This window comes from Rhodococcus sp. NPDC055112 (assembly GCF_053607505.1).
Genome location: NZ_JBSGTR010000039.1, coordinates 26592 through 51983, shown reverse-complemented (window position 1 = coordinate 51983; position 25392 = coordinate 26592). Strand labels below are relative to the sequence as shown.

Genomic DNA, 25392 nt, shown 5'->3' with positions numbered 1-25392 from the left:
GTCCAGGGACTCGTCAACCGCGCACAGGCGCGCAGCGCCTAGTACCCGCCGAGTCCCTTGCCGATCATCACCACGCCGATCACCAGCAGCAGCGTCGCCATCACGGCCGCGTTGTTGGCGGTCAGCCAGGACTTGAGGTTCTGCAGCCAGACCGTGGCCTTCTCCTTGGCGACGAAGTAGGCGATCACCGGCACTGCGACCGTGCTGGCGGCCAGGATCGTGAAGACCACCCCGGTGACCACCAGGGTGGCGCCGCTGACCCCGAGGTTGGCGACGGCCACCGCCGCGCCGACGATCATCAGCAGGTTCTTCGGGTTCACCGCGGACAGCGCGAAGCCGAGACCAAGCGCCTTGCCGGGGGTGACCTTGTCGATGGCGGCGAGCCAGCCGGGCATGGTCGGTTCTGCGCCGGGGGCGGGCCTGCCCCGCCACTGCTTGAGCGCCAGCCAGAGCAGCGCGACACCGAGGACGATCTTGATGGTCGCGGTCGTCGCGTTTCCGCCCGACGAGGAGTCGAGGCCGACCACGCTGGCGATCGTCACGATCACGGTGTACCCGAGGGCGATGCCGAGAATCCAGCCTGCGGTGAACGCCGTCGCGGTGCTCCCCGCCTTCGGCGTCAGCAACATGAGGATCGCGGCGATGATCGGGATCGGACTGATCGCGACGCCGAGCGCGAGCGGAAGAATGTCACCAATGGCAGTTCCCATGGTTGGCATGGTGTCAGTCGGCGGGTGGGCGGGAACCACCCGAAAAGGGTGACCGGCGGTGGCTGCGCGTGGTGCGGGTCAGGTGACATGCTTCGTTCCATGGCGTCGAATACCCAGTCGTTGAACATCGAGCCGCCGAAGGCCGCGTCACTCAAGAACATGTCGTGGGTGCCTGGCGGTCTCTTCTGGATGGGCTCGGAGGACTTCTACCCGGAGGAGAAGCCCGTCCATCAGGTCGAGGTGGACGGCTTCTGGATGGACACGCATCAGGTGACCGTCGCGGAGTTCCGGCGTTTCGTGAAGGACACCGGCCACGTCACCGTCGCCGAGACCGCGCCGGACCCCGCCGACTATCCCGGCGCCGATCCTGCGCTGCTGGTGCCTGGCTCGTTGGTGTTCACCCCGCCGCCCGGCCCGGTCTCGCTCGACGACTACCAGCAGTGGTGGTCCTGGGTGCCGGGCGCGGACTGGCGTCACCCGGAGGGTCCGGACAGCAACGTCGGCGGGCGCGAGCGGCACCCGGTGACGCACGTCGCGTACGCGGACGCCAAGGCCTACGCCGCGTGGGCGGGCAAGGAGCTGCCGACCGAGGCCGAGTGGGAGTTCGCCGCCCGCGGCGGTCTGGACCGCAAGGCCTACGCGTGGGGCGACGATTACACCCCAGGCGGGAAGCAGCAGGCCAACACCTGGCAGGGCCAGTTCCCGTGGCAGAACCTCGCCGAGGACGGGTTCGTCGGAACCTCGCCGGTCGGGAGCTTCCGGCCCAACGGTTACGGGCTCCTGGACGTCGCGGGCAACGTCTGGGAGTGGACCACCGACTTCCACGCCGCCGACCACAGCGCGGGCGGGAAGAACGTCAACCCGGCGAGCTCGTGCTGCATCCCGCGCAACCCGAGGTCGGAGTCGGCGGCGCAGACCGAGGGCGAGAGCTACCCGCGCCGGGTCATCAAGGGCGGCTCGCACCTGTGCGCGCCCAACTACTGCCTCCGCTATCGCCCCGCCGCCCGCCAGGGCGAGACCGAGGAGACCTCGACCTGCCACCTCGGGTTCCGGTGCATCGTCAGGTCGCCCGGGCCACGCTGATGGACCACTGGCTACAGCACGAGATCATCGAGCCGGGCAAGCTGCCGCTGCTCATGTTCTTCCTGGGGTTCATCGGCGGCTTCGCGTTCATCCGGCTCAGCGTGCGCATGATCCGGGCAAAGGTCCGGTGGTGGCCCGGCAACGTCACCCCTGGCGGCCAGCATGTGCACCACGTGGTGTTCGGCGTCGTGACGATGTTGATCAGCGGCGTGTGGGTTATCGCCGTCTACGAGGACGGCAGCTCGACGACCGGCGCGGCGCTCGCGGCGGCGTTCGGAATCGGCGCAGCACTGGTGCTCGACGAGTTCGCGCTGATCTTTTACCTCAAGGACGTGTACTGGGCCGAGCAGGGACGGACCTCCGTCGATGCCGTGTTCGTCGCCATCGCCGTCACCGGACTGCTGCTCCTCGGTGCCAGACCAACGGCGATCCTGGACGTCGAGGACTTCCGCGGGGAACTCCCGGGGTGGGCGCGCGGGCTGGTGGCGCTGCTCACGCTGCTGAGCTTCCTGATCGCGGCCGTCGTGATCGCGAAGGGCAAGATCTGGACGGGACTGTTCGGGATGTTCTTCTTCCCGGCCCTGCTGGTCGGCGCCATCCGGTTGAGCCGTCCGGGCGCGCCGTGGGCGCGCTGGCGCTACGGGGACCGGCCGAAGCGGATGCGCAAGGCCCTCGAACGGGAGAAGCGGTACCACAGGCCCATGATCCGGGCGAAGATCTATGTGCAGGACCTCGTCGCGGGCAAGCCGAGCGTCGAGCACGCCAGGGTGGCGACCGAGGAAGAGCTCGAGCGGACCGTGCAGGCCGCGCCCCCGGCCCCGCACCACGAGCGGGTGCCCCGGTAGTCCCGATTTCGTCCCGTCCTGCTCGTCTGGCACAATTGACGGGTTGCCTGTACAGGCAACACCTACCTAATCGGAGTACGAACCAGCCGAGCACAGCGTGAGCAGTGCCGCTCGGTTCCTCTACTCGTGCGAAAACGCAAGGATGGAACAACCGATGAACACCCTGGACTTTCTGGACGCCCGCTCACTCCGCGACGACATTCCGGAGTTCCGTCCCGGCGACACCCTGAACGTGCACGTCAAGGTCATCGAAGGCTCGAAGGAGCGCGTGCAGGTCTTCAAGGGCGTCGTGATCCGTCGCCAGGGCGGCGGCATCCGCGAGACCTTCACCGTTCGCAAGGTCTCCTTCGGCGTCGGCGTCGAGCGCACCTTCCCGGTGCACAGCCCCAACATCGCTCAGGTCGAGGTCCTCACCCGTGGTGACGTCCGTCGCGCCAAGCTGTACTACCTCCGCGATCTGCGTGGCAAGGCCGCCAAGATCAAGGAAAAGCGCTGATCTTTCTCACGCATTTTTCAGGTTGGCCCGGCCCCGGAACAGCACCTTCGTTCTGGGGCCGGGCTAACCTGTTCCGGTGGTAAATACCCCTCAGGAATCGACGGCGCCGGACGGTGCCGAATCCCCCGAACCGACGTCGGGGAGGGTCGAGAAGAAACCCCGCTCGTTCTGGCGGGAACTCCCCATCCTCATTCTCGTCGCGCTCGTGATGAGCTTTCTGCTGCAGACCTTCATCGTCAGGGTGTACCTGATTCCGTCGGAGTCGATGGAACCCACGCTGCACGGCTGCGCCGGCTGCACCGGCGACCGGATCGCCGTCGAGAAGATCAGCTACCGCTTCGGCGAACCGCAGCCCGGTGACGTGATCGTGTTCAAGGGCCCGGAATCCTGGAACGGCGGCTGGACGTCCACCCGTTCCGACAACCCGGTGGTCCGCGGATTGCAGGAGGTCGGTTCCCTGGTCGGCCTGGTGCCGCCGGACGAGAACGATCTGGTCAAGCGGGTCATCGCGACCGGTGGTCAGACCGTCGAATGCTGCGACGACCAGGGCCGCATCCTGGTCGACGGCAAGCCGATCGACGAGCCGTACGTCGTCACCGACTTCCCCTTCACCCCGGGCACCCAGACCTGCGACACCCCGCTCAAGTCGGGCCGCTGCTTCGGTCCCGTCACCGTCCCAGAGGGCAACCTCTGGATGATGGGCGACAACCGCAGCAATTCCGCGGACTCGCGCTATCACGTCGGCGACGAGTACAACGGAAGCGTGCCCGTGGACAACGTCATCGGCAAGGCAGTCGCCATCGTGCTGCCGCCCTCGCGGTGGGGCCTCATCGATTCGCCTGATATCCAAGGACAGTGAGTACCTGGCCACCGAGGACGATCATCCGCAGAGCGGCGGGTCTGCGGACGATGGAGTCTGCCCTCATCCGTAGCGGCCTCGGCCCCGTGGTGGGCGTCGACGAGGCCGGCCGCGGCGCCTGCGCGGGACCGCTTGTGGTCGCCGCTTGCGCGCTCGGGCCCAAGCTGCACCCGGCGCTGGCGAACCTCGACGACTCCAAGAAGCTGACCGAGCGGATGCGAGAGGAACTGTTCCCCGCCATCACGCGCATCGCCAGGGCCTGGTGCATCGTGGAGATCCCGGCGTGGGAGGTCGACTCGCTCGGCGTGCACGTGGCGAACATCGAGGGCATGCGGCGCGCGGTCGCGGGCCTGGCGTTGTCCCCGGGATACGTTCTGACGGACGGGTTTCGGGTGCCGGGCCTGCCCGCGCCGTCGCTGCCGGTGATCGGCGGCGACGCGTCGGCGGCCTGCATCGCGGCGGCCAGCGTGCTGGCGAAGGTCTCGCGCGACCGCACGATGGTGGCAATGGACACGGAGCTGCCCGGCTACGGGTTCGCCGCGCACAAGGGGTACAGCACGGCCGCGCACACCGCGGCGATGGCCGCGCTCGGCCCGAGTCGTGAGCACCGGATGTCGTACGCGAACGTCGCCGCCGCGCGACTGATGCAGCGCGATCCGGTGCGCGAGGACCGCTTGGTGGCCGATGAGGTGGGCGAAATGTACACCGCGGAGGTGCGTGCGGGATGATGATGGTTCACCACAGAGCAGGAGGACGGCGAAACAGATGAGTGCCGAAGATCTCGAGAAGTACGAAACGGAGATGGAGCTCTCGCTCTACCGTGAGTACAAGGACATCGTCGGCCAGTTCGCCTACGTAGTGGAGACCGAACGCCGGTTCTACCTGGCGAACTCCGTCGAGCTGATCCCGCACAACGCGGACGGGGAGATCTACTTCGAGGTGCGGATGGCCGACGCCTGGGTGTGGGACATGTACCGCCCCGCGCGGTTCGTCAAGCACGTCCGGGTGATCACCTTCAAGGACGTCAACATCGAGGAGCTCGAGAAGTCCGACCTGCGGCTGCCCGAGAACGGGCCGTTCGGGGAGTAGGGCGAGCGCACACCGCACACTTTCTGCCGAGATCGCACACCCTTTGATCACTCAACGGGTGTGCGAACTCGTCAACGGGGTGCGGGATCTCGGCTGCGGGTCAGGCGATCTGGACGCCGTTCTCCAGCATCGTGGTCCGCAGCACGAATGCTGCCTCGCCGCCGATGATCTCGCCCACCAGCGTCAGATAGCGGTCGACAAATTCGGGGCCGTGCGGGGCGAAGGTCGCGCCTGCGGACTCGAGGTGATGGGCCAGCTCGTGCAGGACCACCAGCTCGCGCAGGGCCCAGGCCGTGCCACGGGTGTGCAGCGGTACCGCGATGGTCGCCGAGCCCGCCTCGTAGTGGGCGGCGGCCGCGCCGGCCCGCGCGCGGACGGTGACCGGGGCGGCCGCGCCCGGCCAGCGCTCGCGCACCCAGTTCAGGGCCAGCACCCGGTCCGCGTAGTCCTGGACCGAGTCGATCGAGGCGAACTTCCGCTCGACCGGCAGCGTGATCGTGGAGCCGAACAGTTCGAGCTCGCGCGCCCCCTTGTCGGCGCGGTCGAAGACCGTGCGCACCACTGCCTCGGCCTCGTACACCCGGGTGCGCTGGCTGTCGCGGTCGGTGCTCACTCGAGCTGCTTCGTCGCGCCGGCGAGCTCAGGGGCGTGGCCGAGGCGCGCGGCCCGGCCTGCCCGGTCGCCCGCCCGTCGCGCGGTAGAGGAGTGCCCCGCGGTGGCCTTTGACCCCCGCCACGTCCCGCGCGCCTGCGAGGTCTGACGGTAGAAGTCCGACAGCTCGAGCTGCTTGTCGCGCAGCACCAGCGCGGTACCGGTCAGTTCGGAGCCCTTCGAGTCCTCCGCGCGCACCGCCTCGGCCTCGGCGGCCTTCTTCGCGGTGGTCAGCCGTTCACCGATCCGGGCGGCGAACGCGAGCTGGAAGTTCAGCCGGGCCGTGACCCCGGCGACCGGACGGTGCGCCCCCGACTTGATGAACGCGTCCGATGCCCGGACCATCTGCACCAGCAGGCTCGAATACAGCGCCTCGCAGGCATCGATGTCGGTGCCGAACCCGTAGGCGAACACCTGCGTCGAGTTGTGCGCGACGTCGCACTGCACGTCGTTGGCGCCGGCGATGCTGACGAACAGGTGCACGTAGGTGCGCAGGCCCTTCTTGCCGGTCTCGCCGATCGAGATGACCCGCTGGGTGGGGGTGGCGCGCTGCTCGCGACGCGAGGTGTGCGAGCGCGCGACGGCGAGGTCGATCGAGGTGGCGGTGGCCAGGCGCTGAGCGGCCTCCATGAAGGCCTGGGCCTCGTGCGGATTGGTGGTGGACTCGGCCTGGCGGAGCAGACCGCCGATCCTGGCCAGCATCTTCTCGGAACTCACTCGGACGAGCGTAGACCGCGGCACCGACGCGCGGCCGCGCCTATCGCTGGCCGTCGAGCTCGAAGTACAGCGCGTCGGACCAGTGGCCGAGGCCGAGCTCGCGGAGGGGTTCCTCGATGCTCTCCTGAGACGGCGTGAACAGCCACTGCCAGAAGTTCGGCTTGGCGGGCGCGAGCCCGGCCAGGGCGGCCTCCATCTCGGCGTCGATGTCCGCGAGCCCGGTCAGCAACGCCGCGCCCTGGTCGGCGAAGGGCTCGTCGTCCATCGCGAAGATCTCGCCGCACTCGAGGACGAAGTGATCGTCGGGCCCGGTGTTGGTGCGCAGGAAGCGCAGCGCGTCCTCGGCCATCGTGCCGAGGCCCGGGTGGTGGATGCGGCCCAGGAACTTCTCGAGCCGGGCGATGCCGGGTCCGCAGCGCGCGGTGACCGCGATCAGGTCGGGGGTGTCGTCCCAGATGATCGACTGGCGGGCACGCGGGTCAACGGACACGAGGATCCGGGGGACCAGCGGTATCGCGTACGACCACTCGGAGACGCCGGCGAGGCGCTGGGTGCGGGCCGCGGCCGGATCCGCCTGTGGATCAAGGGAAGTGGTGTAGAGGTAGGTGCGGTTGGCCACGGCCACTTCCTGTCTGTGGTGGATCGGGCGACCAGCCGAGTGTAGGGGTCGCCGGTGACGGGCCACCGCTGGATCGGCCGCGATCCGCCGCTACGCGTGACCGGCGCCCAGGTGAAGGGACACGAGCTCGGCGAGGTGCACGCCGACCTGGTCGAGCGGGCGCACCGACCGGGACGAGATCGAGACGATGGTGGCGCCCTCGATCGCGCACACGGCGGTGGTGGCAAGCGACCGGGCGGTAGACGCATCAACGCCCGTGCGCTCGAGCTGACCGGCGAGCAGATTCGACCAGTCGTCGAACACCTCGGCGGCAACGGCTGGCGCCAACGGCGCCTCGGGGCCGCCGAGGGCCGCAGCGACAATCGGGCATCCGGCGGTGAAATCGCTGGCCACCAGCGTGTCCTTCCACATCTGAATGAAGGCGACGAGGCTGTCGGTCGGGCCGTCGGTGGTGGTGGACTCGGCGATGACCGAACTCATCAGCCGGCCGGCGGCCCGGGTGGATTCCTCGATGAGCTGCGCCTTCCCTCGGGGGAAGTTCTGGTAGATCGAACGCCGCGCGGTGTCGCTGCGGGCCAGCAGGTCGGTGATGCCGGTGCCTGCGACGCCGCGCTCTCGTACCAGCGCGATCGTCCCGGCGATGAGCCGGTCGCGCGGACTCGTGGTCATGGGCATCCATCCTTCACCTGAGCGAACAATCCTTGCGGTAGCACGATCAGTCTACTATGGTGCCTGAAAGACGTAACTGGCATTTACACATATCTTTCCGGGGTCGTATCCGGGTTCACCCGCCGCCGCATCCATGAAGGACTTCGCATGACGCCACTGAATCGGACTTCTGATCGAGCCCCGAGCCCTACGAAGCCTCGGCCGTCGAGGGGAGCCCTCGCGGGTGACGACAAGGGCGGCGTGCTGACACGGTTCGTCGAGGCCTCGGACGGGGTGCAGCTGGCGGTCTACGAGCGGGGGAACCCGGGCGCGCCGACGGTGCTGTGCGTGCACGGGTTTCCGGATGACCACCGGGTCTGGGACGGGGTGGCGGGCGAGCTCGAGTCGACGCTGCGCGTGGTGACATTCGACGTACGGGGTTCGGGCGAGTCGGGACAACCGAGACGGATCAGGGACTACCGCCTCGACCAGCTGGCAGACGACATCGGTCGGGTCGTCGACGCGGTCTCGCCGGGGCGGCCGGTGCATCTTCTCGGGCACGACTGGGGCTCGGTGCAGGCGTGGCATGCCGCCACGGATCCGGCGCAGCGCGATCGCATCGCCTCGCTGAGCTCGATCTCCGGACCGTGTCTCGATCACGTGCCCTACTGGATGCGGTCCCGGCTTGCCGCTGGCCCCCGGGGTTGGAAAGACCTTCTGGCTCAGTGGAAGTCCCCGCTGTACATGGGCTTCTTCCAGATCCCGTTGGTTGCGCCGCTGGCGTGCCGACTGGGCCTCGTCGACGGCACGATCGCTCTGGCAGCGCGCTTCGAGACCGGGGTCATGCCCACGGACGTCTCGGCGCGCCGCGCCAGCGACAATCGCGGCGGACTGAGGATTTACACCGCAAACCTGCTCCCACGCCTGTTGCGCCCGCAGGAACGCACCACCGATGCGCCCGTACAGGTCCTGGCCCCGCGCCGGGACATCTTCATCACCCCCGCGAGCCAGGTCGATGTCGGTCGCTGGGCCGTCAATTCACGAGTTCATTCGGTCGACGGCGGGCACTGGATACCCCTGTTCAACCCGACCGCGATCGCCGACCTCGTGCGGTCGTTCGTCGGCGAGCACGAGGCGGAAACCATCAACGCGAACGGAGAGCCACGATGAGCACACACACCGACTCCGACAAGGTCGCCATCGCCGCCCGCAACGTGTCCTGGGACTGGACCGGGCTGCCGATGCACTATCTCGACGCCGACCCCATCGCAACGCATGTCGTGAACGGGATGAACATGCTCCTGCCCGAGGGTGAGGTCTTCTTCGTCGACGTCTTCCAGCAGGCACTGCCGCTGATCAAGGACGACGCCGTCCGCGCGGACGTGATCGGGTTCATCGGCCAGGAAGCCACCCACTCGTCGTCGCACCAGTCGCTGCTCGACTACCTCGATGCCGAAGGGCTGCACACGGATCCGTACGTGGCGCAGGTCCGGTGGATGTTCCGTCGCCTCCTCGGCGACCGTGACCTGACCGGACGCAAAGCCCGTTCCTGGCTCCTCGAACGGGTCGCCATCGTCGCCGCCCTCGAACACTTCACCTCCTACCTCGGGGACTGGGGACTCAACGCCCGGGCCTGGGACGATGCCCTCGAACCTCGGGTGCTCGACCTGCTCCGCTGGCACCTGGCCGAAGAGGTCGAACATCGCCATGTCGCGTTCGACCTCTTCACCCACCTCGACGGCGGCTACCTGCGGAGGGTGCGCACCTGGCTGGTCGCCGCGCCCGTGTTCGCGATCCTGCTGGGCCGGGGCCTCCGATTCCTGATGTCCGTCGATCCCGACCTCGACGACCGCAGCCGGCGCATCCGATTCCGTGATGCCCGGCGGGCCTGGCGCAAGGGTCTGGTGCCGAGTCCGGGGAGCCTGGCACGGATGTTCGTCGAGTACTTCCGCCCCGGCTACCACCCGTCCCGCTACGGCTCGACCAGCCAGGCCGTCGCCTACCTCGCTTCCTCACCTGCGGCACGTGCCGCGGCCTGAGCGTCCCATCGCCCGATCTGGAGTCCGCTCATGACCCGATTCACTCCGCCACCGGCGCCCCCGTCGCTGCGCCGGCCGGACAAGCCCGACCGGCTGATGTCCGGCCTACGGATGGTGATCCGCGGATACGCCGCCGTGACCAGCCGGGTGCGCATCCTCGAGCCCACGCCTGTGGACCGCGTCCTGCGCCTGATCGTCGCGGACAGCCGCATCGAAGCCGACGGGGTGCGCAGCCTGCGTCTGGAATCCGCGGACGGGTCCGCCCTGCCGCGATGGCACCCGGGCGCACACATCGACCTGACACTGCCCTCGGGGAAGGTTCGCCAGTACTCGCTGTGCGGCGACCACAACGACCGGCGAAGCTACCGGATCGCGATCCGTCGCATACCCGACGGCGGCGGCGCATCGATCGAGATCCACGATCGCCTGCCCATCGGTGCACGGGTCACCGCGGGTGGTCCGCGCAACGGCTTCCCCTTCGCGTACCCGCACCTGGCACGGGCCGACATCTCCCGGGTGGTGTTCGTCGCCGCAGGCATCGGCATCACCGCGATCCTGCCCATGGTGCGTGCGGCGGCCGCATCGGGTGTCGATTGGCACCTGACCTACCTCGGCCGGGACGCCGGGTCCATGGCGTTTCTCGACGAGATCGGCGAACTCGACCCCGACCGGGTCCGGATCCTCACCGGTCCGCGCCGCACGGCCGCCGAGGTGCTGGCACACGCAGGCCCGCGCACGTCGGTCTATTTCTGCGGGCCGCCGGGGCTCCTTGCCGGTATCCAAGCCGGGTTCGACCGAACAGGATCGGCCGGAATGCATTTCGAGAGGTTCAGCCCCGAGCCCGTCGTCGGTGGGCAACCGTTCGAGATTCGTCTCGCCCGCACCGCGGAATCCGTCCATGTCTCCGCGGCCGAATCGGCCCTCGCCGCCGTGCGAGCCGCGGTACCGGGTGTGCCGTACTCGTGCCAGCAGGGATTCTGCGGCACGTGCCGAGTGCGGGTCGTCTCCGGTGACGTCGACCGCCGCGGACGATCCGCGTTCCTCGACGAGCCGGACACGATGCTCATCTGCACCGACCGCGCGAACTCCGCACAACTCACCATCGACCTGTGACCGTTCATCGATTCACACCCAGAACGAGAGGCTGATCATCCATGGCGACTCCCGATTCCATCGCCCCGTGGTGCCCTCCGGAGTTGGCGTCCGGGGCCAAGAGATTCGCCGTTCGTTCAGGATTCACCGGCCTGCACTGGACGAACGTGGCGAAGAGTTTGTCGCCGGCAGGCAGGGAACTCCTCCGCAGGGACTTCGTCCCGGTAGCAGTCGAGACCTTTACGGGAACCACACTGGAGTTCTGGAACGACTGGCTCTCCGATGCGAAGCTCGACGACCTCCAGGGACTGGTCGTCGTGCTCGACTCGAACGGAACCCCCGCGGCCTGGGTCGCGAGCAATCAACGCCGGTTCGGCGGTCGTGAGTGCTTCTATGCCAACTCGGCGGGGGTACACCCGGACCACCAGGGGTCCGGGCTCTCGAGCGCAATCTGGCGGGAACTGTTGCGCAGCGCGATCGTAGCGTCGGCGCCGCGCCGGCTGTACGCCGTCATGCGCACCGCCAATCCGCTCGTCTACGGCGCATGGTCGGCGGCCGCCGGTGGGCCAGGAAAGGCCTTTCCGTCGCCCGCTTCCTCCGCGATTCCAGATCGGGTGCTGCGCATCGCGGCGGACGCGGCGCGAGATCTCGGTCAGCTCGACCGATTCGACCCGGCCACCTTGATCATCACGGATGCCTACGAACACACGGAGAACGGGCTGTGGACCGAACGGCCCACGTCGGATCAGGACGCCGTCGACGACTGGATGCGAGCCACCCTCGGTCCGAAAGACGCGATCGTGCTCGTCGTGGCATTCGACCCGATCCCGATGCTGCTCAGTGAGATGGTGCGGACGGTGCGCATCCGGCTGGGAATCGGAACAGGCGGTTCGTCGAGGAGCTCACGGAGCGCCGAAAGGGCCTGATGGGGACGAGGCCGTCCGGCCTGGTCGGAGTACGCGCGGCCGGGTTGTCCACAGGGTCGAATCCACCCACAGGGCAGGGCAAGACGTCGGGATGACGAGGTCTCGGTCGGCCGCAGGGGTGACAGGGTCTGGCCATGGCACGGAACCTGGAGCTGGGGGCATGGGGTGAGGAGCTGGCCGCGGGCCACCTCACCCGCGCGGGCATGACGATCCTGGAGCGGAACTGGCGGTGCCGGTACGGCGAGCTGGATCTCATCGCCAGGGACGGCGGCGCGGTCGTCTTCGTCGAGGTGAAGACGCGGTCGGGCCGGGGCTACGGCACGCCCGCCGAGGCGGTGACATTCGCGAAGCAGGGCCGGATCCGCAGGCTGGCCGGGCTCTGGCTGGCCGAGCAGCCGCATGGCTGGCGGCAGGTGCGGTTCGACGTGGTCGCCGTGATCGTCGAGTCCGGCCGCGATCCGGTGCTCGAGCACATGCGCGCGGTGTTCTGATGGCGCTCGGGCGGGCCTACGCGGTGGCGGTGCGCGGTGTCGACGGCCAGCTGGTGGAGATCGAGGCGGACATCGGGCGCGGGCTGCCCGGGGTGCACCTGGTCGGGCTGCCCGACACCGCGCTGCAGGAATCGCGGGACCGGGTGCGGGCCGCGGTCACCAATTCCGGTGAGCGATGGCCGGATTCGCGGGTGATCCTGGCGCTTTCGCCCGCGACGCTGCCGAAGGGTGGCAGCGGATTCGACCTCGCCCTTGCCTGTGCGGTCCTGGTCGCGGACGGGCGGGTGCCGAGCGCGGACCTGGACAAGTCCGTGCTGCTCGGCGAGCTCGCGCTGGACGGGCGGCTGCGCGGGGTCCGAGGCGTGCTGCCCGCCGTGCTGGCGGCCAAGTCCGCGGGCAGGCCCGCCGTGGTGGTGCCGTACCCGGCGCTGGCCGAGGCAGGTCTGGTGGACGGCATCGATGTGTGGGGGGCGCGCAACCTGCGGGAGGTGATCGAGTGGCTGCGAGGGGAGTTGGTGCTGCCGGGCCCGGCCCCGTTGGAGGTGCCGCCCGAGCGGACGACGGCCGACCTCAGCGACGTGGCGGGCCAGGGGGATGCGCGCCTGGCGCTGGAGGTGGCGGCAGCGGGCGCACATCACCTGATGCTGACCGGCCCGCCTGGCATCGGGAAGACGATGCTGGCACAACGTCTTCCGGGGGTGCTACCGCCGCTGAGCGAGCAGGAGGCGCTCGAGGTGACCGCGATCCACTCGGTGGCGGGGCTGCTCACCAGCGAGCGGCCGCTGATCATCGAACCGCCGTTCGTTGCCCCGCACCACACCTGTTCGATCAGTGCGCTGGTCGGCGGCGGGTCCGGGATGGCAAGGCCCGGCGCGGTGAGCCGGGCGCACCGGGGTGTGCTCTTCCTCGACGAGTGCGCCGAGCTGGGCGTCAAGGCGCTTGAGGCGCTGCGGACCCCGCTCGAGGACGGTGAGGTCCGGATCGCACGGCGGGACGGGGTGGCGTGTTACCCGGCGCGGTTCCAGCTGGTGCTCGCGGCGAATCCGTGTCCGTGCGCGCCGCCCCGCACGGAGGACTGCGTCTGCGCGCCGACCGCGCGCAGGCGCTACCTGGGAAAGCTGTCGGGTCCGTTGCTGGACCGGGTGGATCTGCGGGTGAGCATGCAGCCGCTCTCGGTCGGCGCGCTGAACGGGGAGGCCGCCGAGTCGACGGCGGAGGTGCGGGCGCGGGTGGCGGCCGCCAGGGCGACTGCGGTCGAGCGATGGCGTGAGTTCGGCTGGCGGACCAATGCGGAGGTGCCGGGTCCCGCTCTGCGGCAACGGTTCCGGATCTCCCGACAAGCGCTCGGTCCGTTGGAGGGGGCGCTGCGGGAGGGGCAGATCACCGCCCGGGGCGCCGATCGCGCCCTGAGGGTCGCGTGGACGCTCGCGGATCTCGCCGGCCTGCCATTGCCCGGTGAGGATCAGGTGGGGTGCGCGCTGGGCTACCGGGATCGGCGGGGCGAATGAGTGCGCGGCGGGCGGCCTGGGCGTATCTGTCGCAGGTTGCGGCGGGCCCGTGTGCCCCGCTGGTGGAACTGGTAGCGGCGGTGGGGCCGGAGGAGGCGGCGCGGGCGGTGCGCGGGGCGGCGCTGCCGGAGGCACTGCGTACCCGGACGCAGGCGCGCAGACACATCGACTCCACTGCCCGCGATCTCGATACTGTCGGGCGGCTCGGCGGCAGGCTGCTCACACCCGACGACGAGGACTGGCCGGCGTGGCGACTGCTTGCCTTCGACGGCCTCGACCCGCGGCGCGAGCGGGAGTCGGCGCCGCCGTTGGCGCTGTGGGTGCTGGGGGAGCGGCCGTTGACCGAGCTGACCGATCGGGCTGTTGCGGTGGTCGGGACCCGGGCCGCCAGCGGCTACGGCGAGCACGTCACCGGGCAGTTCGTCGACGACCTCGCGGGCCGGGGCTGGACCGTGGTCTCGGGTGGTGCCTACGGCATCGACGGCGCCGCGCACCGCGCCGCCCTGGCCGTGGGTGGGGCGACGGTGGCGGTCCTGGCGTGCGGGGTGGACCGGGCCTATCCGGCGGGGCACGCGGGGCTGCTGCGGGAGATCGCCAGGGAGGGGGCGGTGGTCAGCGAGTACGCGCCGGGCACGACCCCCGCCCGGCACCGCTTCCTGGCCCGCAACCGGCTGGTCGCCGCGCTCGCGGACGCGGTGTTGGTGGTGGAGGCGGGTGCCCGCAGCGGGGCGCGTAACACCGCGACCTGGGGGGCGCGGCTGGGCCGGCCGGTGCTGGCGGTGCCGGGCCCGGTGACCTCGGCGTCCTCGGTGGGGTGTCACCGGATGATCCGGGAGGGGGAGGCGCTGCTCGCGGCACGCGCCGCCGATGTGGTGGAGGCCGCCGGACCCGTCGGGGTGGCGAGCGAGGACGGCGGCCCGGTGCGCGCGCTCGACGGACTCTCTCCGAAGGCGGCGCTGGTGTACGAGGCGCTGCCCGCGTCGGGATCGGTCGGCGTGCGCGAGCTGTCGGAGGGCTCGGGGCTGCCGATCGGGTCGGTGCGTGGTGCGCTGCCAGTGCTCGAGCTGGCAGGGCTGGTCGGGTCCGACGGGACGGGGTGGTTCCGGCGAGCGACGACGTGACTTGACCCTGACCCTGGGGCAGGCTTGCAGGATGGTCGGCATGACGAGCACAGAGACGCCGAGCGGCTCCCGAGGGCGCGGTGATCGGTGATGCTCACGGTCGGAGAGCTCGCGTCGCTGGCGGGCACCACGGTGAAGACCGTGCGGCACTACCACGCGCGCGGCCTGCTGGCGGAACCAGAGCGGGAGGCGAACGGATACCGCAGCTACGGCGCGCAGGACCTGGTCCGGCTCAGCCGCATCCGCAGGCTTCGCGACCTCGGCCTGTCCATCGCCCAGATCGGCGATCTGCTCGAGGGCGACACCGGCGGGATCCACCAGGCGCTCGACGCGCTGGACGACGAACTGGCCGAGCAGTCCCGGCTCATCGCGCTCCGTCGCCGCACCATCGCGGACCTGCGCAGCAGCCTCGACCCGGAGCTGCCCGACGAGTTCGCGCAGGTGATGTCGCAGTACCTCGCCGCGGGGGTGTCGCCGGCATGGGTCGCGCAGGAGAAGGAGTTCCTGCTGCTCGTGATCGCGGTCTCGGCCGGTAGCCCCGACGTGCGCGAGCGGCTGCTCGGCATCCACCGGCGGGTGCTCGCGGACCCCAACCGCGCGCGCGGCGTCGACCTGATCGGCCGGGTCTCCCGGCTCGACGACCACACCGGCGATGCCGAGATCGACATGCTCGCAACGGACTACTGCGCCTTCATGGCGGAGGTGCTACCCGACCAGATGCGTCCGAGTGAGGTCCCGTACATCAGGGACGACGAGCGGATGTCCGCACTGATGGACGAGCATCGCTTCGGCAATGCCTCATCCGGCTACGAGAGGTTCGTCCGAGCGGTGGCCGCCCGGCTTGCCGACGGCGCCTAGCGCCGCACACCCCCGATTCACCCGTTCAGGCCCGCGTCACATGTGGGTCTATCTGCCATGCCCGAACTCAGGAGGTACACGCGCATGCAAAAACTGACAGTCATCACGGCCGCCGCGGCGGCCGTGGGCACCATCCTTGCCGGATGTGCCCAGCCCCAGCCGGATTCGGCGACCGAGGACCCGACCGTGAGTGCGTCGGCCGTCGCCCTCGACCGCTACCACCGGCAGCCCGTCTCGTGGGCGGCCTGCGCCGACGAGCAACTCGCGGCGACCGGCAGCGAGTGCGCGACCGTCGACGTCCCGCTCGACTACCGGGATCCGCAGGGCGCGACCATCGAACTCGCGATCTCCCGGATGGCGTCCACCGACCCCGGCAGCAGGCGCGGCATCATCCTGACCAACCCCGGTGGACCGGGCGGCCGCGGCCTCGGCATGCCTGCCAACCTGCGCGAAGGAATGACCCCCGACGTGGCCGCCGCCTACGACGTCATCGGGATGGACACGCGCGGGCTCGGCGCCAGCACCCCGCTCGACTGCGGGCTGGCGGACATGACCTGGTTCCGCGCGACCGGCACCGATCGGTCGGGGTTCGACGAGAACGTACGACGGGCCTCGGAGGCAGCCGACCTGTGCTGGGACAAGTACCCGGATGTGTTGCCACACATCAACACCGCGAACATCGCCAGGGATCTCGACGTGATCCGCGCGGCGCTGGGGGAGGAGAAGGCCTCGTATTACGGCTGGTCCTACGGCACCGTGCTGGGCGCGACGTACAGCCAGATGTTCCCGGAGCGGCTCGACCGTCTGGTACTCGACAGCGCGGTCGATCCGGCCAAGTACGGAATCGAGATGTTCCGGGACATGGGCCCGGCAAACGAAAAGGCCATCGACGACTTCGCCGCCTGGGCCGCGCAACGCGACGGTGAGTACGGGCTGGGCGCCACCCCGAAACAGGTGCGGGCGGGCATCGAGCAACTGATCGCCGACGCGGCGACCACCCCGATCATGGTGGGGCAGTTCGCCCTCGACGACCACACGCTGCCGTTCGTCCTGTACTTCAACGCCACCAGCGATACCGACAATGCCGCCTTCGCTGAGGTCCTGGTGCAGCTCCGTCAGCTCGCGGCAGGCAAGCAGGTGACGCCGGCGCCGAAACTCGAGGGCCTGCTGCAGGCGATGTTCCGCCCGGAGTCGGGCACCGGCCCCGACTATGCCTCCACGCTGGCGATCCTCTGCGGCGACCGCAGGATGCCGACCGACCCGGAGTGGTACTGGCAGAACATCGAACGCGCCCGCGCCGAGCAGCCCATCTTCGGATCCGTGCACAACGCCATCACGCCGTGTGCCTTCTGGCGCGCGCAGCCGATCGAGCAGGTCGAGATCGGCAACGACACCCCCACGCTGCAGGTGCAGTCGCTCGGGGACACCAGGACCACCTACGAGGAGGGCATGGGCATGCACCGGGCCATGCGAGGGTCGAGGCTGGTGACGGTACCGGGACGCACGCACGCCGTGTTCCCGGATTACCCCAACGATTGCGCGCGCGACGCGGTGAACGACTACCTCGGGGAAGGCGCACTCCCGGGCGAGGACGTCGTCTGCGAGGCGTAGCCGGGCGTCAGCCGAACTGCGGGCAGATGTGCTGCCGCGCCGCGTCGTAGGCCCGGGTCTCCTCCTCCAGCGCTTGCTGCTCGGCCGAGAAGTCGCGACCCGCTGCCTTCGCGGCGTCAAGGGCGGACTGTCGGGCACCGATCAGGGCCACCGTGTAGCCCGCCCAGTCGTCCCAGGAGTCGGTCGACACGGCGGCGGGCAGCATCTGCTCGTATGCCTCGCAGTAGCCGTGGCCCGCGGACACGATGGCGCCGCGTTCGGCGCGCGGGTTCAGCGTGATCGCGCCCGCGGTGATGTCGTCCCAGCGGCTGTCCGCGCAGACGGCGCCCGCGAATCCCGCGTCGCCGTCCTCGGGCACGTTCTTGAACACGGCGCTCTGCTCGACCCGCTCGATCTGGGCCGGGCGCGCGGCGACGAACTGGTCCACCAGGTTCTGCTCGACGGAGTCGGCGGTCCCGTCGCCACGCGGCCGCAGCACGTCGACGAGCTCCTCGGCGGTGGCGTTGGGGAGCGTTGCGTCGACGCATGCCGCCGCGTCCGCCGACCCGGGCTCGGAGGAGGCCGCCGAGCATCCGCCGAGCAGGACGGCGGTCAGCGGAAGCAGGACGGCGAGTGAACGGATGCGGCGGATATGTGTCATTGCCCCTCGAGAAAAGACGCGGAAGTCGCTGGCGGCGGCGCTGGTTCACCTCGCCCCGGCGTGGACGGTCGATCGCACGCGACGAATCGGCCAGGCAGCAGTATCTCAGGCAAACGCCGAACGAGTGGGGAATCTCGCCATCCGGTCCGATGCGCCCGTATTGTGTTAGGTAACGCTAACTAGTGGAGGAGTCGGAATGGCCAGACGGATCACCACGCTCACGGTCTCGCGCACCGAGCGGTTGACCCCACACCTGGTGCGCGTGTACCTCGGAGACCCCGGTTTCGAGGAGTTCGTCCCCAACGACTTCACCGATGCCTACGTCAAGCTGATCTTCGGACCGGACGACGATCAGGTGCTGCGCACGTACACGGTGAGCTCCGTGGACGACGAGAATCGTGAGGTCGCCATCGATTTCGTCGTGCACGGCGACGAGGGGGTGGCCGCACCGTGGGCCGCCTCCGCCCAGCCGGGGGAGAGTGTGCGACTGTACGGTCCCGGTGGGGCCTACGCCCCGCGTGCGGACGCCGACTGGCATCTCCTCGCAGGCGACGAATCGGCGATCCCCGCGGTCGCGGCGGCGGTCGCCGCGCTGCCCGCGGACGCGGTGGCGCGGGTGGTGCTCGAGGTCGCGGGCCCGGACGACGAGGTGCCCCTGCCATCGGCAGCGCCCGTGGACGTCACCTGGGTGCATCGCGGTGGCGCCGCGGACGAGGTGGGTGACGACCGGGCAGGCGACAACGCGCCGCTGATCGAGGCGGTCAAGGCCGTGCCGTGGTTGCCCGGTCAGCCACACGTGTTCATCCACGGCGAGGCGCATGCCGTCATGCACGGTCTGCGCGCCTACATCCGCAAGGAGCGCGGGGTCGCCGCCGAATGGGCGTCGATCTCCGGCTACTGGCGGCGCGGCCGCACCGAGGAGGGCTTCCGGGTGTGGAAGTCGGAGCTCGCGGCCACCGAGAATCCCGACCGCCCGCGCTAGCCGACGGGGACCGGCGCGCCGCGGCGAACCAGTCGAATCCCGGTGCCGCTGAGCGCTATCGCGATGACCAGGCCAAGGGCGAGGCCGATCGCGGGGAAGCTGAGCCAGGTCGGCCCGAGGTCGATGTGCCACGGCAATGATGCGGTGGTGGGATCGCCTGCCGGCGTGCGGTCCAGTGCGAAGGGCTCGCCCAGCTGGGGTGGATGGATGCCGCCGACGAGCGCGACGATCGCGCCGTAGACCAGGCCGCAGATCAGGAAGACCGCATATAACGGTCCTCGGCCGTCGCCCCCGCGGCGGACCAACCGCCAGCCGGACAACCCCACCACCGCGCCGACGGTGGCCAGCATCGTCGCGCCCACGGCCGGGAAGATCAGTAGCGCCGGGAGCCACGGCGGGCCGGGGAAGTACATGAACCCGTAGTAGATCGTCCTGACGCCAAGGCGGCCGTTCGGCTCGGTGGGCGAGTAGTCGGCGTATGGGGTCGCGTGGCGCCACGCCGCCGCGCCGAGCACCCCCGCGGCCAGCCCGAACACGGCCAGCGCGAGGACCACTGCGGCGAACCCGCTGCCCGTCCTTTTGCGGTTGCTCACCGGATCATCATCGCGGACACCGGGTCCCAGACGGTGTAGTCGACGCCGGGCGAGTCACATCGCCGCTTCGGTCTAGGCGCGGGCCGCCATCACATCGGCGCCGTCGACCGCAGGCTTGGCGGGCCTGCCGAGGGTGAGCAGCGCCGTCATCGCTGCGACCGCGCACACCACGATGCCGATGGACATCCCCAGCGCGGACCCGCCGACCAGCGGCGAGATCAGCGCCGCCAGGCCGAACTGGCCCGCGCCCATCAGTGCGGACCCGGTGCCCGCGGCGGCGGTCACCTCGGACTGCCCGAGCGCGGTGGCGTTGCCCATGATGAATCCGAGGCTGGTGGTCACCAGGAACAGCAGGGGCAGCACCACCGCGGTCGCGGCGGCGCCGACGGTCACCTCGAGCAGCAACAGGGTGCCCGCGGTCAGCAGCATCGACACCCCGAACCTCAGCAGTTGGCGGGCGTGGAATCGCCCGATCAGCCTCGTGTTGACGATGCTGCCCGCGACGATGCCGATCGAGTTGACGCCGAACACGATCGAGAACTGGCCGGGGGTCAGGCCGAGCACGTCCTGCACCACGAAGGGCGAGGCGGAGATGTAGGAGAACAGCGCGCCGAATCCGAACATGAAGGTCAGCGCGTACCCGACGTAGCGACGGTTGCCCGTCACGTACCGCATGTTGTGGGCGAGCGCCGAGAGCCCGCCGCCGTGCCTGCGCTCGACGGGCAGCGTTTCGGGCACCAGCGTCAGCACGCCGACGAGCATCACCACGGAGGCCGCGGCGAGCACCCCGAAGATGCCGCGCCAGCCGATCGGCCCCAGCAGCGCGCCGCCCATCAGCGGGGCCAGCACGGGGGCGACGCCACCGATGATCATCATGATGCTGAACAGCTTTGCGGCGTTGTCGCCCTTGGCCCGGTCGGCGATCACCGCGCGCGCCAACACGATTCCCGCGCCGCCGCTGAGGCCCTGCAGCAATCGGGCGCCGATGAGCACCTCCGCCGACGGTGCGAGTGCGCAGGCCACGCCGCTGATCGCGCAGACGACGGTGCCGCCGATGAGCAGCCTGCGCCGCCCCCATCCGTCGGAGAGCGGGCCGACGATCAGCTGGCCGATGCCGAGGCCGGCCATGAAGGTGGTCAGGGTGAGCTGGACCGTCGAGGCCGAGGTGCCGAGGTCCTCGCCGAGGACGGGCAGGCCCGGCAGGTACATGTCCGTGGCGAGCGGCGCGATCGCGGACAGCAGGGCGAGGATCAACAGCATCGGGATCGGAATGGTTCGGCTCACATGAGGGACCCAGCGGCGCGGGTGCTTGATTTATTCCCGTCTGGGGGCGACGGTGCGAACATGAGTTCGCAGGCGAAGCGGCAGGAACCGGGCGAGGTACCCACGCGGTTGGCGTCGCACCTCGACGCCTACGCCGAGTACCTGTCGCTCGAGCGCGGCCGGTCCGCGCACACGGTCCGGGCGTATCTGGCCGACGCCCGGTCGCTGCTCGCGCACCTCGCGGCCACCTCGCCGGACGCGGACCTCGAGGACATCGACCTGCGGGTGTTGCGGTCCTGGCTGTCGGTGCAGGCATCCGCCGGGGTGGCGCGCACCACCCTGGCACGCCGAACCGCGGCCGCCCGCACCTTCACGACATGGCTGACCCGCACCCGCCGGATCCCGTGCGATCCCGGCGTCCGCCTCGTCGCGCCCAAGGCCCACCGCACCCTGCCCGCCGTGTTGCGCCAGGGCCAGGCGGCCGAGGCCATGCAGGCCGCGGAATCCGGTGCGGCGCAGCTCGAACCGATCGCAGTCCGGGACCGGCTGATCGTGGAGTTGCTGTACGCCAGCGGAATCCGGGTGGGGGAGCTGTGCGGCCTCGACCTCGACGACGTCGATCTGGAACGCCGGGTGCTACGGGTGCTGGGCAAGGGCAACAAGCAGCGCTCGGTGCCGTTCGGGGGACCGGCGGCCGCCGCCGCCGACGCCTGGCTGACGTCGGGGCGCCCGGCGCTGGTGAACGAGCGCTCCGGCCGGGCGCTGCTGCTCGGCCGACGCGGCGGCCGGATCGATCAACGGCAGGCGAGGAGCGTCGTGCACGAGGTCCTCGAGGCGGTACCCGGCGCGCCGAGCCTCGGCCCGCACGGCCTGCGGCACTCGGCGGCGACCCACCTGCTCGAGGGCGGCGCCGACCTCCGGGTGGTGCAGGAGTTGCTCGGGCACAGCAGCCTGGCCACGACGCAGCTGTACACGCACGTGTCGGTGGCACGGCTGCGAGCGGTGCACGACCAGGCGCACCCACGGGCCTGACGGCCGCTACCGTTTCGCGTAGTCGGCGAAGCCCTGCCAGTCGATCAGGACGCAGGCCTCGTCGCCGACCACCCACGCGTCGTGGCCGGGTGGGGCGACCATGACGTCGCCGGGGCCGAACTCCTGCCGTTCGCCGTCGTCCATCACCACGACCATGCGTCCGGAGACGCAGTAGCCCACGTGGGCGGCCTGGCAGCTGTCGGTCTTTGCGATCGGCTTGACGTGCTCGGACCACTTCCAACCGGGTTCGAAAACTCCGCGGCCGACCGAACCGCCGTGGAGGTCGACCAGATCGAGCTTGCCCTTGCCGTCCTCGAACGGGCGGGTCTCCTCGGGTGAATCGAATGTCTTGCGAACCAATCCGGACATGGCCTGCCTCCTGTGGTTGCCTGCCACCGATGCTTCTCCCGGCCGGGGGCGAAGTCCAGGCCCCGCTTGATAGCCTCGGCCCCGGAACCACTGCGGGTCGAACCCGCAGATCTGCCACACATTCGGGGGAATTGTGAACCGCGATCATTCGACGCCGGCCTGGCTGCAGGGAGCCGCCGCGCAAGCGGAGGAGCAGGCCTGGACGGATCGGAGTGTGCCGCTCACCGCCGTGCCAGCGTGGTCGCCCGCAGTGCCCGCAGTGCCCGCAGTGCCCACAGTGCCCGCAGTGCCCGCAGTGCCCGCAGTGCCCGCAGCGCCCGCAGCGCCCGCAGCGCCAGCCGTGCCAGCCGCGCCAGCCGTGCCAGCCGCCCCCGAGGAACTGTGGACCGGGCCGAACCACGCCGTCGAACCCGACTGGGCACGCCGTAAGCCCGCCCCGGTCGAGCCGACCTGGACCGAACCGGTCCGCCCGCCGGCGCCGCCCCACCAGCCCACCAACCGGGACCTGGTCGCCGGGGCGCTCCTCAAGCGGCCGCGACGTGCCCCCGACGCCGGCTGGCGCGCGGCCGTGCACCGCATCTCCGGCGGGGTCATCAACCCCGGCCAGTCCGGCGAGGAACTGCGACAGCAGGCCCTGGTCGAGCGCATCAACCAGCCGATCCGAGGCGACTACCGGATCGCGTTCCTCTCCCTCAAGGGCGGGGTCGGCAAGACCACGACCACGGTCGGGCTCGGCTCGACGTTCGCCTCGCTGCGCGGGGACCAGGTGATCGCGGTGGACGCCAACCCGGACATGGGCACTCTGGCGACCCGGGTTCCGCTGCAGACCTCCTCGACGGTGCGCGATCTGCTCGCCGACGCGCCGAACCTCCACCGCTACTCCGATGTGCGCAGGCACACGTCGCAGGCCGAGAGCCGGCTGGAGGTGCTGGCGAGCGAGCAGGACCCGGCCATCTCGGAAGCGTTCAGCGAGGCCGACTATCGGTCGGTCATCGACATCCTGCAGGTCTACTACAACATCATCCTCACCGACTGCGGCACCGGCATCATGCATTCGGCGATGAACGGTGTTCTGCAGCTTGCCAATTCGCTTGTGCTGGTGAGCTCGCCGGCGATCGACGGGGCTCGCAGCGCCGCGGCCACCCTGGACTGGCTGCAGCACCATGGCTACGGGCACCTGGTCGAACGGACGGTCGTGGTGATCAGTTCTGCCAGGCCCGGCGCGTCGACGATCGATCTCGACGAGCTGAGCAGGCATTTCCTCGCCCGGTGCCGGGCAGTGCAGGTGGTGCCCTTCGACGAGCACCTCGCCGAGGGCGCCGAGATCGACCTGAACCTGCTCAGGCCCGCCACCCGCAGGGCCTTCGTCGAGCTCGCGGCGATGGTCGCCGACGACTTCCCGGCCTCCTCGGGCAGGCACGCCGTCGCCGAGTGGAGCTAGTTCCGCTTGCCGTCGGTGCCCAGTGGCTTGAGCCGGACCGGCGCCGCGCGCACCAGGCCGAGCGGGTCGAGGTACTCGCGGCCCCGTCGTAGCCCCCAGTGCAGGCAGGTCCCGCACCCCGGATGTCCCGGCTCCAGGGTGCCGATCGGCGTCCCGCGGCCCACCCGCCCGCCGACGGTGACCGCCGCGCGGACCGGCTCGTAGGTGGTCCGCAGCCCGCCCGGGTGATCGATCGAGACCACCGGCTTGCCCGCCACCACCCCGGCGAACACCACTACTCCCTCGCCCGCCGCGTACACCGCCTGGCCGGGGCCTGCGACCAGGTCGACGCCGCGGTGTCCGGGCAGCCAGTCGTGTTCCGGTGGATCGAAGGCCCGCGTGAGCGGCGGGCGCGGACGCAGCGGCCAGGTGTATCCGTCGGGTGCGGCCGTGGTCGGCGACGGACCGCCGAGCAGGACGATCGCGCACAATCCGAGAACGGTCAGGATCCGCATCACTCCACCCTGGGGCACGCCGGGTCGCCGCAGGGGTCGCGTCGGGCGATCTGTGGATGACCGATCGGCTGTCCACAGCGCCGGTTATGACCTGCTGGTGCCAGCCCGTACACTGTCCATGCGGTCTGTGCTCGCACAGTCCGACTTCGCGCGCCCGCGCATGAAACACGGCCTCCGGCTGGTCCTGCACTCGTGCAGGTCCGGGGGCTGGCGGGCGCCAGGGCAGGGATCACCGATCGCCTGCGTCAACCGGCTATGAAAGAGGTACACAGCCATGGCTGTCGTAACCATGAAGCAGATGCTCGACAGTGGTACCCACTTCGGGCACCAGACCCGTCGCTGGAACCCGAAGATGAAGCGTTTCATCCTCACGGACCGCAACGGCATCTACATCATCGACCTGCAGCAGACCCTCACGTACATCGACAAGGCGTACGAGTTCGTCAAGGAGACCGTTGCCCACGGCGGCACCGTCCTCTTCGTCGGCACCAAGAAGCAGGCGCAGGAGTCCATCGCCGAAGAGGCGACCCGCGTGGGCATGCCCTACGTGAACCAGCGCTGGCTCGGCGGCATGCTGACCAACTTCACCACCGTCCACAAGCGTCTGCTGCGTCTCAAGGATCTCGAGGCGATGGAGCAGACCGGTGGCTTCGAGGGTCGCACCAAGAAGGAAATCCTCATGCTCACGCGTGAGATGACCAAGCTCGACCGCACCCTCGGTGGCATCCGGGACATGGGCAAGGTCCCGTCGGCCATCTGGGTCGTCGACACCAACAAGGAGCACCTCGCGGTCTCCGAGGCCCGCAAGCTGAACATCCCGGTCATCGCGATCCTGGACACCAACTGCGATCCCGACCTGGTCGACTACCCGATCCCGGGTAACGACGACGCGATCCGCTCCGCCGCTCTGCTGACCAAGGTCGTCGCCTCCGCGGTGGCCGAGGGCCTGCAGGCCCGCGCGGGCCGCGGTTCCGCGGACGACGCGAAGCCCGAGGCCGGCGCCGAGCCGCTCGCCGAGTGGGAGCAGGAGCTGCTCTCGCAGGCCGCCCCCGCCGCCGAGGCGGAGGCAGCAGCCGAGGCTCCCGCAGCCGAGGCTCCCGCAGCCGAGGTGACCGAGGCTCCCGCAGCCGAGGCCCCGCAGGCCTAGTGACTCGGCCCTGACCTTCCAAGGTCAGGGCCGCTTCACTTCACGCTCCACCCCAGGCATCGAATCTC

29 protein-coding genes are annotated in these 25392 nt (G+C 70.0%); 19 read left to right on the top strand and 10 right to left on the bottom strand.

What is annotated here, in order from left to right; all coding sequences use genetic code 11:
- Positions 1-38: 38 nt before the first annotated feature.
- Positions 39-710 (bottom strand): GAP family protein, encoded by a 672-nt coding sequence (locus ACWFRB_RS17425; RefSeq protein ID WP_452642361.1) that lies wholly within the window; start codon positions 708-710, stop codon positions 39-41.
- Between the two features lie 159 nt (positions 711-869).
- Here ACWFRB_RS17425 and ACWFRB_RS17420 point away from each other — a divergent pair, with 159 nt between their 5' ends.
- The 6 genes from ACWFRB_RS17420 (at position 870) to ACWFRB_RS17395 (ending at position 5082) form a co-directional block, all read left to right on the top strand.
- On the top strand, positions 870-1793 hold the full coding sequence (locus ACWFRB_RS17420; RefSeq protein WP_452642366.1) for a formylglycine-generating enzyme family protein: 924 nt from the start codon (positions 870-872) through the stop codon (positions 1791-1793).
- Complete coding sequence (locus tag ACWFRB_RS17415; protein ID WP_452642360.1) at positions 1763-2638, top strand: hypothetical protein; 876 nt, start codon at positions 1763-1765, stop codon at positions 2636-2638. Before ACWFRB_RS17420 ends, ACWFRB_RS17415 begins: the two co-directional genes overlap by 31 nt.
- Positions 2639-2792: 154 nt before the next feature.
- Complete coding sequence (rplS, locus tag ACWFRB_RS17410) at positions 2793-3134, top strand: 50S ribosomal protein L19 (RefSeq protein ID WP_027499292.1); 342 nt, start codon at positions 2793-2795, stop codon at positions 3132-3134.
- Positions 3135-3210: 76 nt separating this feature from the next.
- Entirely contained in the window at positions 3211-3993 is a 783-nt protein-coding gene (gene lepB / locus ACWFRB_RS17405) for a signal peptidase I (RefSeq protein WP_452642359.1), read from the top strand.
- The gene (locus tag ACWFRB_RS17400) at positions 3990-4721 is read left to right on the top strand and encodes a ribonuclease HII (RefSeq protein ID WP_452642358.1); all 732 of its coding nucleotides are present in this window, start codon (positions 3990-3992) and stop codon (positions 4719-4721) included. Before lepB ends, ACWFRB_RS17400 begins: the two co-directional genes overlap by 4 nt.
- 37 nt (positions 4722-4758) lie before the next feature.
- The gene (locus tag ACWFRB_RS17395) at positions 4759-5082 is read left to right on the top strand and encodes a DUF2469 domain-containing protein (protein ID WP_072750096.1); all 324 of its coding nucleotides are present in this window, start codon (positions 4759-4761) and stop codon (positions 5080-5082) included.
- A gap of 100 nt (positions 5083-5182) precedes the next feature.
- On the opposite strand, the gene ACWFRB_RS17390 is transcribed toward ACWFRB_RS17395, so the two are convergent.
- The 4 genes from ACWFRB_RS17390 to ACWFRB_RS17375 form a co-directional block, all read right to left on the bottom strand.
- Positions 5183-5695 carry a TIGR04338 family metallohydrolase gene (locus ACWFRB_RS17390; RefSeq protein ID WP_452642357.1) on the bottom strand — a complete coding sequence of 171 codons (513 nt, stop codon included), beginning with the start codon at positions 5693-5695 and terminating at the stop codon, positions 5183-5185.
- Positions 5692-6435, bottom strand: a complete 744-nt coding sequence (locus ACWFRB_RS17385; RefSeq protein ID WP_452642365.1) for a DUF2786 domain-containing protein — start codon at positions 6433-6435, stop codon at positions 5692-5694. Before ACWFRB_RS17385 ends, ACWFRB_RS17390 begins: the two co-directional genes overlap by 4 nt.
- Before the next feature lie 55 nt (positions 6436-6490).
- Positions 6491-7069: a DUF7822 domain-containing protein gene (locus tag ACWFRB_RS17380; RefSeq protein ID WP_452642356.1), complete on the bottom strand. Its 579-nt coding sequence runs from the start codon at positions 7067-7069 to the stop codon at positions 6491-6493.
- Positions 7070-7159: 90 nt separating this feature from the next.
- Positions 7160-7738 carry a TetR/AcrR family transcriptional regulator gene (locus tag ACWFRB_RS17375; RefSeq protein ID WP_452642355.1) on the bottom strand — a complete coding sequence of 193 codons (579 nt, stop codon included), beginning with the start codon at positions 7736-7738 and terminating at the stop codon, positions 7160-7162.
- A gap of 147 nt (positions 7739-7885) precedes the next feature.
- Here ACWFRB_RS17375 and ACWFRB_RS17370 point away from each other — a divergent pair, with 147 nt between their 5' ends.
- The 9 genes from ACWFRB_RS17370 (at position 7886) to ACWFRB_RS17330 (ending at position 17363) form a co-directional block, all read left to right on the top strand.
- A complete protein-coding gene (locus ACWFRB_RS17370) occupies positions 7886-8887 on the top strand; it encodes an alpha/beta fold hydrolase (RefSeq protein WP_452642354.1) in 1002 nt (333 codons plus the stop codon).
- Positions 8884-9756, top strand: coding sequence for a metal-dependent hydrolase (locus tag ACWFRB_RS17365; protein WP_452642353.1), 873 nt, complete (start codon positions 8884-8886; stop codon positions 9754-9756). The genes ACWFRB_RS17370 and ACWFRB_RS17365 overlap by 4 nt, the downstream gene beginning before the upstream one ends.
- A gap of 30 nt (positions 9757-9786) precedes the next feature.
- Positions 9787-10869, top strand: coding sequence for a PDR/VanB family oxidoreductase (locus tag ACWFRB_RS17360; RefSeq protein ID WP_452642352.1), 1083 nt, complete (start codon positions 9787-9789; stop codon positions 10867-10869).
- A gap of 146 nt (positions 10870-11015) precedes the next feature.
- Positions 11016-11774, top strand: coding sequence for a GNAT family N-acetyltransferase (locus ACWFRB_RS17355; RefSeq protein ID WP_452642351.1), 759 nt, complete (start codon positions 11016-11018; stop codon positions 11772-11774).
- A 134-nt stretch (positions 11775-11908) separates the two neighbouring features.
- Positions 11909-12265: a YraN family protein gene (locus ACWFRB_RS17350; protein ID WP_452642350.1), complete on the top strand. Its 357-nt coding sequence runs from the start codon at positions 11909-11911 to the stop codon at positions 12263-12265.
- The gene (locus ACWFRB_RS17345; protein WP_452642349.1) at positions 12265-13773 is read left to right on the top strand and encodes a YifB family Mg chelatase-like AAA ATPase; all 1509 of its coding nucleotides are present in this window, start codon (positions 12265-12267) and stop codon (positions 13771-13773) included. The genes ACWFRB_RS17350 and ACWFRB_RS17345 overlap by 1 nt, the downstream gene beginning before the upstream one ends.
- Positions 13770-14894 carry a DNA-processing protein DprA gene (dprA, locus tag ACWFRB_RS17340; protein ID WP_452642348.1) on the top strand — a complete coding sequence of 375 codons (1125 nt, stop codon included), beginning with the start codon at positions 13770-13772 and terminating at the stop codon, positions 14892-14894. The genes ACWFRB_RS17345 and dprA overlap by 4 nt, the downstream gene beginning before the upstream one ends.
- A gap of 90 nt (positions 14895-14984) precedes the next feature.
- Entirely contained in the window at positions 14985-15752 is a 768-nt protein-coding gene (locus ACWFRB_RS17335) for a MerR family transcriptional regulator (protein WP_452642347.1), read from the top strand.
- A gap of 84 nt (positions 15753-15836) precedes the next feature.
- Positions 15837-17363, top strand: coding sequence for an alpha/beta fold hydrolase (locus ACWFRB_RS17330; protein WP_452642346.1), 1527 nt, complete (start codon positions 15837-15839; stop codon positions 17361-17363).
- Positions 17364-17370: 7 nt separating this feature from the next.
- Here the strand turns inward: ACWFRB_RS17330 and ACWFRB_RS17325 are convergent, their stop codons facing one another.
- The gene (locus tag ACWFRB_RS17325) at positions 17371-18003 is read right to left on the bottom strand and encodes a hypothetical protein (protein WP_452642345.1); all 633 of its coding nucleotides are present in this window, start codon (positions 18001-18003) and stop codon (positions 17371-17373) included.
- Between the two features lie 196 nt (positions 18004-18199).
- Between ACWFRB_RS17325 and ACWFRB_RS17320 the strand changes: the two genes are divergently transcribed.
- Positions 18200-18985 carry a siderophore-interacting protein gene (locus ACWFRB_RS17320; protein ID WP_452642344.1) on the top strand — a complete coding sequence of 262 codons (786 nt, stop codon included), beginning with the start codon at positions 18200-18202 and terminating at the stop codon, positions 18983-18985.
- Here ACWFRB_RS17320 and ACWFRB_RS17315 read toward each other — a convergent pair.
- Positions 18982-19578, bottom strand: coding sequence for a hypothetical protein (locus ACWFRB_RS17315; RefSeq protein WP_452642343.1), 597 nt, complete (start codon positions 19576-19578; stop codon positions 18982-18984). The genes ACWFRB_RS17320 and ACWFRB_RS17315 overlap by 4 nt on opposite strands.
- A gap of 72 nt (positions 19579-19650) precedes the next feature.
- Positions 19651-20838 carry a multidrug effflux MFS transporter gene (locus ACWFRB_RS17310; protein ID WP_452642364.1) on the bottom strand — a complete coding sequence of 396 codons (1188 nt, stop codon included), beginning with the start codon at positions 20836-20838 and terminating at the stop codon, positions 19651-19653.
- 84 nt (positions 20839-20922) lie between these two features.
- Between ACWFRB_RS17310 and ACWFRB_RS17305 the strand changes: the two genes are divergently transcribed.
- Entirely contained in the window at positions 20923-21873 is a 951-nt protein-coding gene (locus ACWFRB_RS17305) for a tyrosine recombinase XerC (protein ID WP_452642342.1), read from the top strand.
- A 6-nt stretch (positions 21874-21879) separates the two neighbouring features.
- Here the strand turns inward: ACWFRB_RS17305 and ACWFRB_RS17300 are convergent, their stop codons facing one another.
- Entirely contained in the window at positions 21880-22242 is a 363-nt protein-coding gene (locus ACWFRB_RS17300) for a cupin domain-containing protein (RefSeq protein ID WP_452642341.1), read from the bottom strand.
- A 505-nt stretch (positions 22243-22747) separates the two neighbouring features.
- Here ACWFRB_RS17300 and ACWFRB_RS17295 point away from each other — a divergent pair.
- On the top strand, positions 22748-23683 hold the full coding sequence (locus ACWFRB_RS17295) for a MinD/ParA family ATP-binding protein (protein WP_452642363.1): 936 nt from the start codon (positions 22748-22750) through the stop codon (positions 23681-23683).
- Here ACWFRB_RS17295 and ACWFRB_RS17290 read toward each other — a convergent pair.
- On the bottom strand, positions 23680-24177 hold the full coding sequence (locus tag ACWFRB_RS17290; RefSeq protein WP_452642340.1) for a M23 family metallopeptidase: 498 nt from the start codon (positions 24175-24177) through the stop codon (positions 23680-23682). The genes ACWFRB_RS17295 and ACWFRB_RS17290 overlap by 4 nt on opposite strands.
- Positions 24178-24451: 274 nt before the next feature.
- Here ACWFRB_RS17290 and rpsB point away from each other — a divergent pair, with 274 nt between their 5' ends.
- On the top strand, positions 24452-25324 hold the full coding sequence (gene rpsB, locus ACWFRB_RS17285; RefSeq protein ID WP_452642339.1) for a 30S ribosomal protein S2: 873 nt from the start codon (positions 24452-24454) through the stop codon (positions 25322-25324).
- Positions 25325-25392: the final 68 nt, after the last annotated feature.